Raw genomic sequence first — 17,808 nt, forward strand, 5'->3', positions numbered from 1 at the left:
GAAAAGCCTTAACGATTATGTTAAGGCTTTTCTGTTTTTAGATCAATCCTAAAATTTTACCGTAAGCAATTGCCGCTTTATGAACTTGAATCGTCCAATCTTCTGCAGCATTATCGTCAGCTCCGTCAGAAATATATTTTAGGCATAAAAAGGGAATATTTTCCTTCATCGCAATCATCGCCAAAGCATACGCCTCCATATCAACGATATTATATATGTGCGAAGAATGTTGCATTTCGAAGTTATCGCCAGTTCCACAGATTCCTTCTTTCATATCATCCATTTTCAAACCATATTCTAAAACCGGAGGCAAACCAGATAATGGCGTTTCAAATAAGGCAAAACCTAAACCACGAACATCCATGTCACGTTGTACAAATTTAGTACAGCAAATAACTTCGCCTTTTTGAAAAGTGCTGCTTCCCGCAGATCCAAGATTTATAATTATGGAAGGCTTTTTGTTTTGAATTGCTTTCGCCAATTCGTAAGCTGCATTTACTTTTCCAATTCCAGTAAATAAAATGTTATTTTCTTTAAAAACTTCTGCTGCTTCAGACTCCAAAGCAAAACAGAATAATATATCTTCAACGGCAAAAGATTCCGTTTGATTAATTTTTATCATGATTGATTTTAATTTTCCGTTGGCAAAAATACGGTTAAATTCAATCACAAAATCAATTCCTCGAAAATTGGATTCTGTAAAAGTGCTGTTGTCAGCAACTCCATTGATTTTTTGGAAGCATGTACTTGCCATTCTAAAGTAACATGATCTTGATTACAGCGCTGAATAATCAGTTTTGATTTTATGTCATATTCCGAGAAAAGTTCTTTGCATTTTTGATGGCCATCTTCGGTACGCTTAAATGTAATACGAAGTATTTTATGTTCATTGCTGATATCAATTTTGTCTTGCAAAACGGTCAGCATGGTCAAAATCAAAAGAATCATTAATGCGGCACAAGCTGAAGCAAAATAATACCCAGCTCCTACTCCCATACTCACTGCCGCTACCGACCAAATTGTTGCTGCAGTTGTAATGCCGCTGACATGACTATCTGATCTGAAAATAACACCAGCGCAAAGAAAACCTAAACCTGTTACAATATTCGAAGCAATTCGGTCTGGATTTCCTGATCCTCCGATCCAAATCGACATAAAGGTAAAAAAACAAGCTCCCACAGAAATCATTATTGTGGTTCGAAGACCAGCAGCTTTTCCCCGATATTCTCTTTCGGCACCAATTAAAGCTCCCCAAAAGGCAGCTAAAAGCAATCTGACTACAATTTCTAATTCCATTTATATCTCCTGTTTTTTCAAGTTAAAATTACATAAAAAACATAAAAAAACCTCCAAAATCAAAATGACTTTGGAGGTTTCGGATCGTAGCAAACAATTACTCTTAATTGTCTTTGTATTCTTTCTCTTTTTGTGCGTACCAATCTTTCATCACATAAAAAGCTTTTTTCTTAATTCCTGAACTTGAAATCAAGCCTTTTCTGTTAAAGAAATCCTGAATATCTGGCAATTGTCTTCTTGGTGATTTAAAATCAACTAAAATCCAAGGTGATACTCCTGCCAAACCTTCAATTCGATTGAACATCTGTGTATTCTGAATATATAATTCTTCTTGATATTCTTCGTTCCAACGATCTTTTTTATCTCCATGTAAGCCTTGCAAAGCCTCGCCCCCAAATTCACTAATTATAACTGGTTTATTGTACGGAATGACCCATGTCATATCTTTGCAAGATTCGTTTGTTCCTCGGTACCAACCTAAATATTGATTGAAACTCACAATATCAACATATTCATTCATATTGTCCTGCAATGTATTTACATTGTTTGGGCTTTTGGTCACTTCCATCGCCATACTTATTAAACGAGAATTATCTTGAGTACGAGCATACTTTGCTAATTTACTTAAAAAGACATCGCGATCATCACCATGTGGGGTTTCGTTTGCAATTGACCAAATCACAATACCACAACGGTTTTTATCTCTGTAAATCATATCATGCAATTGATGTTCTGCATTGGCATACGTATCTGGATTTGTCCATGAAATCGTCCAATAAACAGGAACTTCAGACCAAATCATTAATCCCATTTTCTCCGCTTCTTTTACCATATTTTCATTGTGAGGATAATGCGCCAGACGAACATAATTGCACCCTAATTCTTTTGCCCAAGTCAGCAACGTGTGAGCATCTTCTGTTGACCACGCTCTCCCTGATCTAAAAGGTGCTTCTTCGTGAATACTGATGCCTCGCAAAAAGACTTTTTTTCCGTTTAGCAGAATTTCTTTTCCTTTAGTTTCAATAGTTCTGAAACCAATTTGATCTACCAAATTTTCATCAGCTTTGCTTATTTTTACTTCGTATAATTTTGGCTTTTCAGGCGTCCATAAAACTGGATTCGCTTTGATTTCAAAATAAGCCATTCCTTTTGCATCGGTCTTTACTTCTTTATTGATTTTTAACTCTGGTATTGAAACCGAAACCGATTCGTTTGCTGTTTCATTGTTTAATTTGATCCAACCAGAAATTTTTCCTTTCTCGTTTTTGTTCAATTGAACCAAATAATCTTCAATATACGTATTCGGGACTTGAGCTAAATTTACATCTCTTGTAATGCCACCATAATTCCACCAATCCATATTTACAGTCGGAACATTGTCTTTGTGGCGTTTGTTATCTGCTTTTACTACCACGAAATTATTTCCATCCACTAGCAAATTGGTTACATCAAAATTAAAAGGCGTATAACCTCCAATATGAGTTCCAGCCAATTTTCCGTTTACATAAACTTTCGCATCATAATTTACAGCGCCAAAATGAAGAATACCTTTTGTTTTGGCATCTTTTTTATAATTAAAGTCTTTTTCAAACCAAACCGTTCCTTCATAAAAAAACAGTCTTTCGTCTTTTGAATTCCAATCTGACGGAATCTGCATTACCGCTGCCGTCGCAAAATTGTATTCTGAAAGTTCCTTCGTATTAAACTTTTTGTTTTCGAAAAATCCATTGTCTTTTAATGGCATTAAACGATAATCGTAATATCCGTTTTCGAGCGGATCTACAATGTAACGCCATTGTCCGTTTAAGTTAATATTGTTTCTTGCCGAAATATTGGACAATAGTGGTACTTCCTGCGCTATAGTTTTTCCAATAAACAAAAAAGCACAGCACAGCATTATAATTTTTCTCATAACTAAAAACATTTATTTTTTTCTTTTTCGAAATTCTTAATCGCTAAAGTTAAATTTTTATCAGCAGAATTGGGGTTACAAAAGTTCAGATTATCTTCAAAACACCCCATCAAATACTTATCAATTATAGCCCAAAATCCATCTTTTAATACGTTTTGAGCTAGAAATTATTCATTTTTATAAAAAATGGACAATCTTAAAAAGTCTACTTTTCTCAACAAGGACGAAATTTCACTTTTTCTATTTCCAAACTACGTCTTTTGTTAAAATTCAGTCTTAATTTTAAAACACAAATGCAAAATTTTTAATAATAATGTTTTTTTTCGTTAACAAAATCACTAACTTGTTTATGCTTAAGAATATGCACAATAATTTTCTTATTTAAACGCTTTAATTCTATATTTTTTAAAGCAAATTTTAATTCCCCGAAATAAATTTTACTAAAGGCACTTATTTTATTACAATTAAAAAAAATAAAACTATGCGAGTATCAGTTATCCGAAAAAACATAAAATTTACCCCAGATTCCAGAAGAGTTGTTGCCCGATATTTTATGAATGGCGACGAACGAACCCAGCAGATGGTAATACGGATTATGACACTCGACGAAAAACAGGTTTATGAAACCTTGGAACAAACACTGCGTGAATTTGCCAGAAGGCACCGAAATATCTCGGCTATATTTTTTAGACACTGCGAAAAAATAAAACCGCTCATTGTAGCCATGCAAATTGACTACGAAGCACTTTCATTGAATCGAAAAATGCTTATAGGTTCCTATTGTACGATGGAATATGCGATCGAATCAGCTGCGATTTTCAATCCTTCAATTATTGAAGATTTTGATCAATCGGGTCTTGAAATTGGCGAAAAACGTGTCATCATTTCGTTTAGAGCAACGGGAGAAGGACATATTTCTTCTATTGTTTTTAGAAGAGGAATTCTCGATAAAGACAATAATTTACAAATCATGAAAATTGGCAATCAAATTGATAAAGCCGAAATTGAGCATAAAACTTTATTAAACAAAGAACGATTTCTAACGAAATTGTCTGAAATGCATACCACGAACAAATATATAGATCAAATCATGCAGGATTTGCCGGATGCATTTGAATTTGTAGTATTAAAAAATCTAGTCAATACCGCTTTGAATGACCCTTCAATTCGTCAGGAAAGAAGAACGGCACTTGAAGAAATAATCTGGCTTGCCAATTCCTTTTACGATGTTCAGTTCAGTCATGATTCTGATATTACAGAACGTGTTATTTTTCCAATTTCCGAATCGGAAAGTCGCGGAATTGAAGATGCCCGATTTGTACGTTTTACAGATGATGATGGCTCTTCGCGTGTTATGGCAACCTATACCGCATATAACGGACACGCAATTTTACCAAAATTGATTATAACAGAAGACTTTTATAGTTTTAGAGTATTGCCACTACACGGCGATGGTGCACAAAATAAAAATCTAGCATTGTTTCCAAAAAAAATCAATGGAAAATATGCCATGCTTGCCCGAATTGATGGTGTCAACAATTACATTATGTATTCTGAGCGAGCAACACAATGGAACAATCCTATTCTTTTGCAAAAACCGCGCTATACTTGGGAATTTACCCAAATAGGAAATTGCGGTTCGCCCTTATGGACCGAAGAAGGCTGGCTAGTTATTACTCATGGCGTTGGCACAATGCGACGCTATTGCATAGGCGCATCACTTTTTGATCTTGATGATCCTTCAAAAGAAATTGGAAGACTTCCAGAACCGTTACTTGCGCCTCTGGAAGATGAACGTGAAGGTTATGTACCAAATGTGGTTTATTCTTGCGGTGCAATTATTCACAACAACAGCTTGATTTTGCCTTATGCCGTTTCCGATTATTCCTCGACTTATGCAACGGTCAATCTAACCGAATTGTTAATTGCTTTGAGAAATAGTTGATAAATGATTCTTTATAAATTCAGTTGTTTTAGAAACTACAAAATCTGAAACCTCTTTATGTGGTGTATGACCTGCATTTGGAACAATATATTTTTCTGATTCTCCAGTTACTAAAGCTAGAGTTTTCTCTACTTGGTCCAAAGTCCCATATTCATCATTTTCTCCTTGAATAAATAGTAAAGGGGAATGAATTTTAGGAAGAAGATGTTCGATATTCCAATTTCTGAAGTCATCTCGAAGCCAAGTTTCAGTCCAAGCTTTAAAAACAGTTTCAGTTTTATTTCCGTGATATTTCTGAAGTTTCAAAGAAAGATTGGTCGTGTTGTAAGCTTCGACCGCTTCTTTGATACCGTTAAGCGTAATTTCTTCAACAAAAATGTGCGCGGCTTCGCAAATAACCATTTTTATTCGCTCGGGAAATTTACTCGCTGCAATCAATGCTATCGAACCACCATCACTATGGCCAAATAAGATGGCATTCTCAACATTTAAAGCCCCCAGCAATTGATTTAAAATTTCAGCTTCTGATTCTAAATAATTTGGTTTTCGAACAAAGCTCAGCATTGGATCTGACTTTCCATATCCTAATCGATCATAAATCAACAAATTACATTGGCAAGCATCTGAAATTCTCTTTGGAAAATCTCTCCAAAGTTCTATACATCCTAAAGAATCATGCAGGAAGACAATTGTTGGCTTGTTTTCGAAATTCTTCTGATATTCGATATAAAGATTGTTTCCGTTTATATTAATTAACATATCGCTTCCTGAATTTTCTTTTGTTTTTTCGTTTTGGCAATATTAAGATATATAATTGCGCCAAGCATAATTACAATTCCTATTATCTGTAAAAATGTAACTTTTTCTCCTAAAATAATATGTGCGCAAAAAACAGCGGCAGGCAACTCCAAAGTCAACAAAACCGAACTTAATCCTGCTCCTATTTTTGGCATTCCAACTGTAAAACAAATTGGCGGGATCACAGTTCCGAAAATTGCCAAAAAAGTTCCCCATTGCAACAACCCAAAATCAAGATGGTTGCTTGTCGTGATTGCTTCAAAATTAATTAAAAAGATAATCATCGCAGAACCACTTGTCATTAATGCACTCTTTTCGAACATTGGAGTCTTCTTTCCAACTTTACTAGTAAAAACAATATAAAGTGTATAAAGCAATGCCGACAACAAGCTCAGCAAAACTCCTTTTATTGAAATAGAAGCATTATTCAAATCTGATAGATTTCCAGCCAAAACAGTTCCAAAAATGATAAAAACTGCCGAGCCAATTTCAATATTACTAGGCCTTTTTTTAAAGAATATCCATTCTATAACAATACTCAACCAAGTGATTTGCATCAGTAAAACAATCGCTAAAGAAGCAGGAATAAAAGCGACTGAAAGATAATAAGTATATGCCGAAGCTCCCATTGAAGTTCCCGCCAATAACAATTGTAAATTCAAAGTAAGTTTCTGTCCTTTTTTCAATGTTCTAAAAATAGCAATCGACCATAAAATTACTGTGCCAACAAATGCTTGAGTCAAAGTAATTTCAGCAGGAGTATAACCTTGCGTATATGCGATTTTTGCAAAGGAAGATAACATTCCAAAACTTAATGCACCAAGCGCAACGATGATAATATATTTGTTCATTTTCTACAATAAAATATGTTTTGTACACTCAAATATATAAATCAAAGAACAACAAACATTATATATTAAAATAATACGTATTTATTCCAAAAAAAGTATGTTAAACAGATTTTTGTACAAAATAAAAATATTTTTTTATACTTTAACCGGAAAAAATCCGATGCAAGATTTAAGCAAACAAGAAATAGAGCTACTTCGAATTCTTCAGAAAAATGCTAGATTCGACATTACTGATCTGACAGAAAAATTAAATATGTCGAGAACATCTGTCTACGACCGAATAAAAAAATTAGAAAATGAAGGATACATCAAAGATTATGTCGCCATTATTGATCAAAAAAAAGTAGGGCTAAATTTTACAGTAATCATTAATATTTCTCTTAACAGTCAACAATTAGATATCGTTGAAGAATTTTCCAGACAAGTTGCCGCACTTGATGAAGTAGTTGAAGGATATGTTACGGGTGGCATTTTCGATTATGTTTTAAAAGTCGTTGTTAAGGATCCTGAAGCTTTTAATGATTTCATAAGAAAGCTTTCAGATATTCCAAACATCAGCAAAGTTCAGAGTTCATTTGTCATGAATTATATCAAACAATCCACCCAGCTTCATTTCTAAACCTTAATCAAATCAAAAATCCACGTTAAAATCAGTGTTAAATAGCTGTTTTTCCGCATAAAAAAATACTTTTGTCTAAAACCACATTTCCGCTTTCAAAGCGAAATCCAAAAGACATGGTATGGATAATGAAAAATTTATTTTCTGCCTTGAAGGCGTTCCTGATGTAGATGATTTTACTACAACTGATGTGGTTAAAAATCTTGAAGAAATTGCAATTGACCAAGGTATTTCCAGCATTCATAAAACCTGCGACACTATTGAAGGTCTTGAGGAAAGCTTAAACACCTTATTATATGACGATCATAATTTTAAAGATTATGAAATCATTTATTTGGTAATGCCTGGACAGGAAAACAATATTTGTCTTCATGATTATTATTACAGCATTGAGGAAATAGCAGAACTTTTTGAAGGAAAAATGAAAGGGAAAATTATTCATTTTGCCAACAAAAAAAGACTGGACCTCAACGATGAAGAGGCGCAATATTTCTTAGACATAACAGGTGCACGCGCCATTTCTGGCTATGGATCTACGTACAACAAAATAGCGAGTTGCAGTACAATTGACAAAGCCTTCTTTAGTTTGTATCAAGAAAACGATGACCTTACTGAAGTGGTTGAGGAATTGTACCAAAAACATTATGCTCTTTGCAAACTTCTTGATTTCAGATTATATTACTAAGGATGAAATCAAATACAGCAGAGAAAATAAAAACGTACGAAGCAAAAGGATTCCGAGAAAAATTTCTTGGAGAAGACAATCCGATGCATTTGCTTTTCAAATCGAATTCGGATCATTTCTTTTGTTTAAAAACAGAGGAAATGATGCATTTGCAATTTCCGGTTCCGCCCTCAAAACACCTGTGCCATACTTTGATTTTTGTCGAATCTGGAAGTCATAAAATGAATTTGGGTTTTGAAGAATATGAGACGATCCCGAATGAAATTATTATGGTTCCAGCTGGCCAAGTCTTTTCGATAAAAAACATTTACAATACATACAACGGCTACATTTGCCAATTTCACCCTGATATTTTAATCGGAAAGTATGGCAGTCGAGAACTACTTAATGAATTTGATTTCTTAAAAATTTCAGGAAATCCAAAAACAAAATTAGTTGCAGAAGATATTCCAATAGTTACTGCCATTTTTAAACGTTTACAAGAAGAATATACCGAAACTACTGTTGCCAATTTAAATATTGTGCAAAGCTATTTGATTGCTTTATTTTTTGAGATGAATAAAAATGCCGTTAAGTCCTCTAAAAATATTTCGGCTTCAGAAATTATCACAAGTAAATTCAAAGAATTAATTCATCTTCATATTAAAACCCATCATCAAGTCAATCATTATGCTTCATTGTTAAGTGTTACGCCCAATCATTTAAACAAATGTGTAAAAACCGTAACTGGAAAATCAGCCGTAAAATGGATTGATGAAAACATTTTACTGGAAGCCAAATATTTACTATTTCAAACTACACTTTCTATTAACGAAATTGCAGCAAGAGTGGGTCATGAAGACCAATCTTATTTCAGTCGTTTTTTCAAAAAACACGAAGGAGTTTCTCCTATTCAATACCGAAAAATGATTGATAAATCCTAATTTTAGATTATAGAATCCTATTTAATCGAAATACATTTTCAGAAATTTGCCCATCAAAAACTGCAAATTATGATTTATGTTTTCAAAACTACTGTTGATAGTCAAACAAAATTAGCGCAAGCTTCTGCCCTTCTTGACGAATTACTGCCTACAACTTCATGGAATTTTGACCTCGAAGATTGTGATAATATTCTGCGAATTGACAGCGAACACGAAATAACCGATTTGGTTTTAAACAACGGACTTTTCGATTGTGTTGAATTAGAGTAATTCATCCTCCAAAATAAAAAAGGGATGCAATTTAATATTGCATCCCTCTCAAACTAACTATAAAAATATTTAATTAATATCTATTTAATCCACTGTGGATCCCCAACTTTTCTATCTTTTAAAGCTTGGTTTCCAATTGTAAAATTACCTCCAGCTGCATTTGTAAATTGTGGGTCTAGCACAGTTGCAGACGCATCAGGTCTATTGTTGCTTCCTACAAGCTGCAAATTAGGTGAATTGAAATTATTATTATTCAAGAACGTTGGCGCAGCAGTTGCTGTTGAGTTTGTATAAACTGCAGATCCAACGGCAAGCAACGTATTACGCACAGTTGCTAAATTCGAAACAAAACGTAAATACAAGATTCTACTTGCTGCAGGCAATGTAGGAGTATATATTGTACATTGATCAATTAACACATTACTTGTTAAACCTGTTCCTGAAAAACCTCCATTAGCAGGAAGAACAGCATCTAGCCTAACAAAATCGCGCGATGAACAAGTATCGAATGTGCTTTTTGTTAAAGAAACATTTGCAACAAAAGTAGCTCTAAAGTCAACAAAGTCAGCCGAACCTGCAGTATTTACATTTTTAATAGTACTTCCATCAACGGTAAATGATTTTAATTTAGCTGTCGCATTTCCATACATTAACTGAGAAGGAAAATCATGAACATAAGAATTACTTATTAAAACATCTCCTAATTGTGTTGGAGCAGCGCTGCTTATCGCTATCGCAGCGCCAGTTAATCCGCTTCCGCTCATATCTAAATCAATCAAAGAGAAATTTACCACTTCACTTGCATTTGCAGGATTATTAGCAAGAGTAAAATTAAGTTTTAACTTTGGCTTATTTTCTGTTCTAAGACCTCTAATCGTTACTGTTTTAGTAATAGCTACTAATCCAGTTTGAGCTGTATAATCTCCTGGCATTAATACTAGAACAGAACCACTTGGAGAATCAGTAATTTTTTGAATTAAATTATTATCTTCTGCCTTAATTAAAATACCAGTTCCAATATCAATTCCAGTTGTAAAAGTTACCGCACCTCTTTTCTTTGTTCCATTCCATAAATAGGCATTATAAGCCGTCTCTCCTTTAAGCCCCGTTACAACAGCAACTCCTGCTGCTTTTTCAGCTGCCGTAAGAGTATGGGTCACAGTACCTGGCTCAACTGTAATAGTAGTTGCACTAGTGTTTGCAGGCCATCTTAAAGTAACTTGTGTCGCTTCAATATCTGATGCCGGTACTGGCGAAACAAAAAGCTGTTCAGACAAAGTAGTAGCAGTTGTAATCGACCATTTAGAATCTTCTAAACCAGTTGAACTTATCGCTTTTACTCGGATTGAATATACCGTTTCTCCTTCAAGCTGCACTTTCACTGGCAATTCAGATGGTGCAACATTTATTGTTTTGAAAATAGTTTTGAACTCAGGATCATCAGCACTAAATTGAACTACATAATGATCTGCATCTGGTTTGGCTGTCCAATTCAGCTCTACAGAAGTTTCATTTCTCACTGTTGCTTTAAGGTCTATTGGAGAAAACGCTCTGTTTACATCCAAAGTATCAATTACTTCATCGTGAAAAGTCTCACAAGAAGAAAAAGTCAATGCGAGAACTAATGCCGCAATTGCTCCTTTTAAAATATATTTTGTTTTCATACTCTTACTTTATTAATTTACAGAACGTTAATACCCATAATCATTAGTCAATTTTCCGTTGCTTCCGTCTAGGAATACTTGCCATATTGGCCAGAATTGTCTATTATCAGGATTAACTCCTGGTTTGTACAAAGTATTGATCTTAGTATCTGCTGTTGTACCAGTCCATGTCCAAACAAAACTGCTCCAACCAGTTCCAGGATTAGTAGTTTCTCCACGATTCAAACCGTAGATATCAAGACTCACATTATCTGCTTTATATTTGTAATACAATGTTGCTGGAACATCAGAATACTGTCCTGTACGAGCAGACAAATCTTTCATAGCCGCTTTAGCCTCATCCATTTTTGCTTTAAGCAAATTCCAACGAATAAGATTTTGTTTACGCTCCATTTCACCTGTAAATTCATATTTGTTTTCGTCAACAAGTGCTTTAAACATTGCATCTTTTGTTGTTAAACCATTTACATAACCATCAACTTTAACAGCTTGGTCAGCTGCAGCAAATGCTCTTGATCTTACTGCTTTCAAATATGGCGCCGCAGCTGCTGGTCCTTCTATTTCATTTGCCGCTTCTGCAGCAATTAAAAGAACTTCAGCATAACGCATATAGATTTTATTCACACCATCATCATTTGTTGAAGTAACAAAACGTGTCATCCACTCATAACGATATTTCCCAAAATACCATGTATTTAATGCTCCCAATTCTTGTTTTGCAATATTGTTTACAGCAGTTCCGTATTTATAAGGAACACAAGTAACATCTCTTCTTGTATCTTTCTGATCATAATCATAGAAAACTGTTGGAAGTGGTCCTGCTGTTCCTCCACGGTTTGCTCCATTTGCATGGAACTGATCGTTTGTTGTATGGCGAACTGCAAAAGTAAACAACATACGTCCTCTACCATCTGAGAAAGGAAGTTCCCATAATGATTCTCCTCCAGCTACTAAATATTCTTGATTGTATTTTTTCCAAAATGTTTCAAATGAAGACTCCAAATGAGCTGATCCACTTGCAATAACCGAACGTGATTCAGCTAATGCCAATGCATACATATTTGCAACTGATAATTCTGGATCTGTACTTCTTCTGATTCCGTCAGGATATTGCTGATAACCACTTGCCGCCATTGCTAAACGAGCGCGGAAACCTTTTACGAAGGCTTTATTAATTCTCTCAACACTAGTTGTCTCTTTAATTTCACCTGGCCAAGGAACTAATGTTGCTGCTTCAGCTAAATCAGCCAAAAGTTGTTTGTAAATCACATCGCGGCTTGATTTTGCAATATAAATTGTCGCATTATTTAACGGTTCAAACCTTGCTGGAATATCTCCCCAAGCTTTTACCAAATCAGCGTAATAAATTGCTCTTAAAGTCAAAGCCTCACCTAATAAGTATCCTAATTGAGATCCTGGAGTTGGGTTACCATATGCACGCAGACCACGAATACAAATATTAGCACGCTCAATACCTGAATAGCTCATTGCCCAAGAATTATTCGCCGTATTCATTTGTGAGTTATTCGGTTTTGCATCGTATGTACATAAATCTGATGCATCACTTACAGTTTGTGACGAGTTGTACCACTCTGTATCTGTATTTAATCCGTAAAAAGGAAGGAAACGCCCTCTGTAAGAGTTGGTTTCAGCAAATGGGATTTTAATTCCGTCAATTGCGGCTTCGGCCAAACCTGGACTAGAGAAAATAACTGATTCATCTAAGGTTGATTTTGCCGGAGCATCTAAATAATCGTCTGAGCAAGAAGCAAAAAGGCTTGCAACAAATATTCCTGCTATTAATATCTTATGTTTCATCTTGTGAAAGTTTTACTGAATTAAAAATTAAGGTTTAGACCAAATATCAACTGTTTGCTTCTCGGATAAGCTGAATAATCAACTCCCGGTGTATAAGGCGTGCTTCTTCTAGTTGAAGATTCTGGATCTGGACCTGAATAGTTTGTCCAAACAAAAACATTACTAGCTGTAAAATAAAATCTCAACTTAGAAACTCCTAAAGCAGAAGTCAAAGCATTTGGAGTTGTATAACCCAAACTCAAAGTATTAAGTCTTAAGAAAGATCCGTCTTCAACTGCCCAATCACTGAACACATAACGTGGCATATAAGGTGACCACATTGTTGTATTTGCATTTAAAGCAGTCAATGCAGCAGGATCTGTCACCAATTGTCCTGTAGCAGGATCAAGGTTTGTCCATCTTTTTCCATCTGCCATTTCAGTGCTTAAATTTCTGTATTGACCATTCGGAATTGAAGAAGCAAATTCAATTTTGTTTGCATTGTAAACATCATTTCCAATACTCCAGTTAAAAGCAGCAGAAAGATCAAATCCATAAGCATTTGCATTCAACACCATACCACCAGTGCTTTTTGGATTTGCATTTCCAATAACAGTTAAGTCATTTGCATTTACTTTTCCATCACCATCAATATCTTTTAATTTCATAGCACCTGGTTGCATTTTACCAACTACCGTAGAACCATCTGGCACTCCGCTTTTTAAAGTATAAGCTCCTGCAGCGTAATCAAAATCACTTACTTCATAACGTCCATCGCTCTTATATCCGTACATGATACCTAATGGCTGTCCTACGTTTACTAAATAATCTCCTGTAATTGATGAAGAAGCCCATCCAGATGCTGCAGTAAAGTTGCTCATTACACCAAGAGAATTGATTTTGTTTGTATTAAATGCAGCGTTGAAAGACAAACTTACTCCGTACTTTTCTCTTTCGATAAGATTAAGGTTTAAAGTTGCCTCAACCCCACTGTTTTGAATTTCACCCATGTTTCTGTATTGATTATCATAACCTCCAGAAATTGGGAAAAGCATTAATAAATCTTTCGTCTTATTTTTATAAACCTCAACAGAACCTGTTACTTTATTTTTGAATAAGTCAAAATCTAAACCAATATTTTGTGTAACAGTAGTTTCCCATTTTAAATCTGGATTAGCCATTGTTTTTGAAGCTGCCCAGAAATTATCAACACCATTAATCCAAGTAGATGTAGACGAAATGAAACTTTGAACCATTTGTCCAGGAGGAATATTATTGTTTCCAGCCTCACCATAACTCACTCTCAATTTAAGCAAATTAATCCATGAAGCATCTTTCATAAATTCTTCTCCTGAAATTTTCCAAGCCGCCGCTGCTGCTGGGAAGAATCCCCATTTATTGCTACCTAAGAATTTACTTGATCCATCGGCACGGTAAGTTGCAGTAAGAAGGTAACGATCTTTGTAGTCATAATTTGCACGCCCGAAGAAAGAAAGTAATTTGTCATCTGGGTAATAAAAATTATCAACTGAAATTGGCGTACCTTGAGTAGTTAATTTTTTCGCTTCATCTAACTCAAAAGATAATGGATAACCCTGAATTGTACTTGTAAGATCATTTCTTTGGTAGTTGATAGTTTCTTCTCCAAAAAGGAATTTTAAATTATGATTTTCACCAACTAATTTTTTCAAATCATAATTAAGTGTATTTGCATTTCTAAAACGAGTATCTTTTCTGTCCATCATGATCATGGCAGGCATATTTTGTCTTTCTGCCGCTGGATTGTTTTTCACATAATAAGTTGTACGTCCGTAGAAACGATAGTCTTGGTAGTTATAGTTGTCTAAACCTAATTCAGATTTGAAAACTAAATCTTGAGTCAATTTCCAAGAAAAACTTCCTAAAGTATTGAAGTTTTTTCTGAACTGCTGACGATTATTATCAGTAATAGCCACAAATGGATGAGTCAAGTTTTGCGCTACTGCTTCGTCTGTATCATCAGTAGTTAAACCCGGAACTGGGATTGGAGCATATCCAACAATATTTTTCAAACGAGAATCTGCAGATGAAACCTCATTTTGCTCATTCATACCAGCACCATTAATTTCTGTATCTGAATAACGAACTGTAAAAGCTAAATCAATCTTATCAGAAGCTTTGCTGTTTAAAGCAAGAGACAAGTTATTTCTGTTGAAATCTGATCCCAACATAATTGCTTTTTCATCGTAATGAGCATAGTTGAAATTGTAGTTGATTTTATCAGATCCACCACGAATAGACAAGTCACGGCTTTGAACTTCACCTGTACGTCCAAAAACTTGTTTTTGCCAATCGTTTCCTTTCATGCCTTTGTATTGGTCATAATCTTGCCAATTCCCAAAATATTTTGTGTAAGAACTCGGATTACTCAAAATAGTTTTATCAGTTTGATCAAGCAATGCATACTCATATTGCCATTTCACATAATCCTCAGGAGATGTAACAGGGATCGTATTTGCCATCTGTTTCATTCCATAGAACATATTGAAGTTTACTGCAATTTTACCATCTTTACCTTTTTTCGTAGTAACAATAATAACTCCATAAGCTCCTCTAGAACCGTAGATAGCTGTAGACGATGCATCTTTAAGTACTGTCATAGTCTCAATATCTGAAGAAGAAATATCATTCAAACTATTTACTGGAAATCCATCAACAATATATAATGGAGATGCATCCTGACTTAAAGAACCGTTTCCACGAATTCTAACTTGAACATTCGAGTCTGGCGAACCTTCAGAAGTACTAACCGAAACCCCAGCAATACGTCCTGTCAAAGCCTCTGCAACGTTAGGAACCGGAATTTTACGCGCTTCATTTCCAGAAAATGTTGCAACAGCACCAGTTAAATCAGATTTTTTAGATGTTCCATATCCAATTACAACAACCTCATTCAAGTTATTAGAATCTTCAGTAAGAACTACATCTGCCTTTGTTTTTCCTGCAACAGCAACTTCTTTAGTTCCAAATCCGATAAATGAAAAAGTCAAAACAGCTTTAGGATTTGTTAATTTGATCTTGTAGCGTCCATCAAAATCAGTAGAAACACCGTTTTTTGTTCCTTTTTCAAGCACATTTACTCCCGGCAAAGTAAGCCCGGCAGCGTCCTTAACGGTTCCCTCTATTGTAGTAGTCTGTGCATTTACCTGACTACTCATAAGCAAGCACAATAAGAAAACAAGTACAGAGCAATAATTTGCTCCTTTGTTTAATAATTCTTTAAAGTTCATGGTTTATTGTTTAAGTTATTAATTGGTTAATGGTAATTTATGTGGTTTTGAAATTCTAATTTTTGATGTTTTTGCCGTCTTGAATTTAAACCAAACTCAGTAACTGCAAGGTCTTTCAATCGATTTCGCTTGTAAAAAATAAGTTACAATCAATAAAAATCAAGTCATGTAATCGATTACACAAACATAGATATTTTTTTTATATAAAAAATTAATTTTCATAAAAATTTGCTAAAAAAAATTACATATCAAAAATAAAAGCACTTTTTTATACCACAAATGCAATTTATATTATGAATAAATAGTAATTATATTATTGTCAAATATTAATTTCTTTCGTTTTTATCAAAAAAACAATCGATTACATGAAAAAAAAATATTGAATCAATTTTGAAGAAGAGGAAGAACAAAAAACTTAAAGAAACCATAAAAACCCAATTAATTCTTACAATAACACTTAGAACTATGGACCAATTTTAAAAATGAATTCAAAAAAAATGCCCTTAAACAATTAAGTTTAAGGGCATTTGAAAAATCTATACGTTTTTTAAGCGCGCTGCAATTGTAAATTTGCTTTGTGCTTTTGCATTAAAGTAAATGTAATTATCATTCCAGTTACGGCCATAGCAATACCTATAAGATTTGGTGAAGCAAAATTGTAACCCGCTGCTAAAGGTAATCCTCCCAAGAAAGCCCCTAAAGCATTACCGATATTAAAACTTCCTTGAAGTGCTGCTGAGGCAATCATTTCAGCATCTTTGGCTGTTTTAATCATAAGCATTTGAATTGGTGCGATAACTGAGAAAGAAATTGCTCCTGTCAAAAAGGTCAGAAATAATGAAATATATTGATTGAAAGAGAAAAAGTAAACCATAAGCAAATCAAGCACCATCACGAACAATAACGCAAGTACCGTTGGTGCTGGCGAATATTTATCCGCCAATTTGCCTCCCACAAAATTCCCAACGACCATTCCCAATCCTGCTAAAATTAAGATTGAAGAAACGTCTTCTGGCGAAAATTTAGAAATATTTATTAATAAAGGAGCAATATAACTGATCCAGGCAAACAGTCCGCCAAAGCCGATCGCAGTAATCCCGATGATCAGCCAAGCTTCAGTTTTTTTGAAAAATTGCAATTGTGTTTTCATGTTTACATTTCCAGCTTTCTCCAGTTTTGGCATCCAAAGCGAAATAAACAAGAAAGTCAACAAACCAACAAAAGCAATTAATATAAAGGTGTAACGCCAAATAAAGTGATGACCTATATATGTACCAATTGGAACACCAATTAAATTCGCAATCGTCAAACCAGCAAACATAATAGAGATTGCTTGCGCTTCTTTTCCTTTATCAGCCAAACGACTTGCGACTACCGCTCCAACTCCAAAAAAAGCGCCGTGTGGTAATCCAGAAAGAAATCTTGAAGCAAACAAGAAATTATAATTAGGAGCAACAATTGAAAGTGCATTAAAAACAGTAAGCATCAATGCTAATATTAAAAGCATTTTTTTAGGCGGATAATTTCGTCCCGCGATTACTAATAAAGGTGCGCCAATAACAACACCAAGTGCATAAGATGATATTAAATATCCGGCAACCGGAATGGAGACTTTCATATCTGAAGCAATATCAGGAAGTAAACCCATCATTACAAATTCAGTTATTCCTATGGTTAAACCTCCTAAAGACAAGGCAATAAGACTTTTTTTCATTTTGATTTTAGCAGAAAGGAATATTATATTTCTACGATGCAAATTTAACACCGTTAACCTTTAAA

General features: G+C 34.5%; 14 protein-coding genes. 5 read left to right on the top strand and 9 right to left on the bottom strand.

Annotated features, from left to right (window positions below; all coding sequences use genetic code 11):
- Positions 1-37: 37 nt before the first annotated feature.
- From AAYQ19_RS14080 to AAYQ19_RS14090, 3 genes are all read right to left on the bottom strand, one after another.
- On the bottom strand, positions 38-622 hold the full coding sequence (locus AAYQ19_RS14080) for a 5'-methylthioadenosine/S-adenosylhomocysteine nucleosidase family protein (RefSeq protein ID WP_343537076.1): 585 nt from the start codon (positions 620-622) through the stop codon (positions 38-40).
- Positions 623-666: 44 nt separating this feature from the next.
- Entirely contained in the window at positions 667-1,296 is a 630-nt protein-coding gene (locus tag AAYQ19_RS14085) for an MgtC/SapB family protein (protein ID WP_343537078.1), read from the bottom strand.
- 103 nt (positions 1,297-1,399) lie between these two features.
- Positions 1,400-3,208 carry a glycoside hydrolase family 2 protein gene (locus tag AAYQ19_RS14090; RefSeq protein WP_343537079.1) on the bottom strand — a complete coding sequence of 603 codons (1,809 nt, stop codon included), beginning with the start codon at positions 3,206-3,208 and terminating at the stop codon, positions 1,400-1,402.
- Positions 3,209-3,689: 481 nt separating this feature from the next.
- Between AAYQ19_RS14090 and AAYQ19_RS14095 the strand changes: the two genes are divergently transcribed.
- A complete protein-coding gene (locus AAYQ19_RS14095; RefSeq protein ID WP_343537080.1) occupies positions 3,690-5,153 on the top strand; it encodes a glycoside hydrolase family 130 protein in 1,464 nt (487 codons plus the stop codon).
- Here the strand turns inward: AAYQ19_RS14095 and AAYQ19_RS14100 are convergent.
- Complete coding sequence (locus tag AAYQ19_RS14100) at positions 5,130-5,912, bottom strand: alpha/beta fold hydrolase (protein WP_343537081.1); 783 nt, start codon at positions 5,910-5,912, stop codon at positions 5,130-5,132. The two genes, AAYQ19_RS14095 and AAYQ19_RS14100, sit on opposite strands and share 24 nt — an antisense overlap.
- On the bottom strand, positions 5,906-6,802 hold the full coding sequence (locus AAYQ19_RS14105) for an EamA family transporter (RefSeq protein WP_343537082.1): 897 nt from the start codon (positions 6,800-6,802) through the stop codon (positions 5,906-5,908). The genes AAYQ19_RS14100 and AAYQ19_RS14105 overlap by 7 nt, the downstream gene beginning before the upstream one ends.
- A 97-nt stretch (positions 6,803-6,899) precedes the next feature.
- Between AAYQ19_RS14105 and AAYQ19_RS14110 the strand changes: the two genes are divergently transcribed.
- The 4 genes from AAYQ19_RS14110 to AAYQ19_RS14125 all read left to right on the top strand — a co-directional run bounded on the left by AAYQ19_RS14110 (position 6,900) and on the right by AAYQ19_RS14125 (position 9,299).
- Positions 6,900-7,421, top strand: a complete 522-nt coding sequence (locus tag AAYQ19_RS14110; RefSeq protein ID WP_343537083.1) for an Lrp/AsnC family transcriptional regulator — start codon at positions 6,900-6,902, stop codon at positions 7,419-7,421.
- Between the two features lie 121 nt (positions 7,422-7,542).
- Entirely contained in the window at positions 7,543-8,106 is a 564-nt protein-coding gene (locus AAYQ19_RS14115; protein ID WP_343537084.1) for a DUF6642 family protein, read from the top strand.
- Positions 8,107-8,108: 2 nt separating this feature from the next.
- The gene (locus AAYQ19_RS14120) at positions 8,109-9,029 is read left to right on the top strand and encodes a helix-turn-helix domain-containing protein (protein WP_343537085.1); all 921 of its coding nucleotides are present in this window, start codon (positions 8,109-8,111) and stop codon (positions 9,027-9,029) included.
- Positions 9,030-9,098: 69 nt separating this feature from the next.
- Positions 9,099-9,299 (top strand): hypothetical protein, encoded by a 201-nt coding sequence (locus AAYQ19_RS14125; RefSeq protein WP_343537086.1) that lies wholly within the window; start codon positions 9,099-9,101, stop codon positions 9,297-9,299.
- Positions 9,300-9,379: 80 nt separating this feature from the next.
- On the opposite strand, the gene AAYQ19_RS14130 is transcribed toward AAYQ19_RS14125, so the two are convergent.
- The 4 genes from AAYQ19_RS14130 to AAYQ19_RS14145 form a co-directional block, all read right to left on the bottom strand.
- Complete coding sequence (locus AAYQ19_RS14130) at positions 9,380-10,963, bottom strand: DUF4957 domain-containing protein (RefSeq protein WP_343537087.1); 1,584 nt, start codon at positions 10,961-10,963, stop codon at positions 9,380-9,382.
- Between the two features lie 27 nt (positions 10,964-10,990).
- Positions 10,991-12,781 carry a RagB/SusD family nutrient uptake outer membrane protein gene (locus AAYQ19_RS14135; RefSeq protein ID WP_343537088.1) on the bottom strand — a complete coding sequence of 597 codons (1,791 nt, stop codon included), beginning with the start codon at positions 12,779-12,781 and terminating at the stop codon, positions 10,991-10,993.
- A gap of 20 nt (positions 12,782-12,801) precedes the next feature.
- The gene (locus tag AAYQ19_RS14140) at positions 12,802-16,029 is read right to left on the bottom strand and encodes a SusC/RagA family TonB-linked outer membrane protein (RefSeq protein WP_343537089.1); all 3,228 of its coding nucleotides are present in this window, start codon (positions 16,027-16,029) and stop codon (positions 12,802-12,804) included.
- Positions 16,030-16,576: 547 nt separating this feature from the next.
- The gene (locus tag AAYQ19_RS14145; RefSeq protein ID WP_343537090.1) at positions 16,577-17,743 is read right to left on the bottom strand and encodes an MFS transporter; all 1,167 of its coding nucleotides are present in this window, start codon (positions 17,741-17,743) and stop codon (positions 16,577-16,579) included.
- Between the last annotated feature and the right edge of the window lie 65 nt (positions 17,744-17,808).

Source organism: Flavobacterium mesophilum (genome assembly GCF_039581405.1).
In the GTDB taxonomy this organism is placed as follows: Bacteria; Bacteroidota; Bacteroidia; order Flavobacteriales; family Flavobacteriaceae; genus Flavobacterium.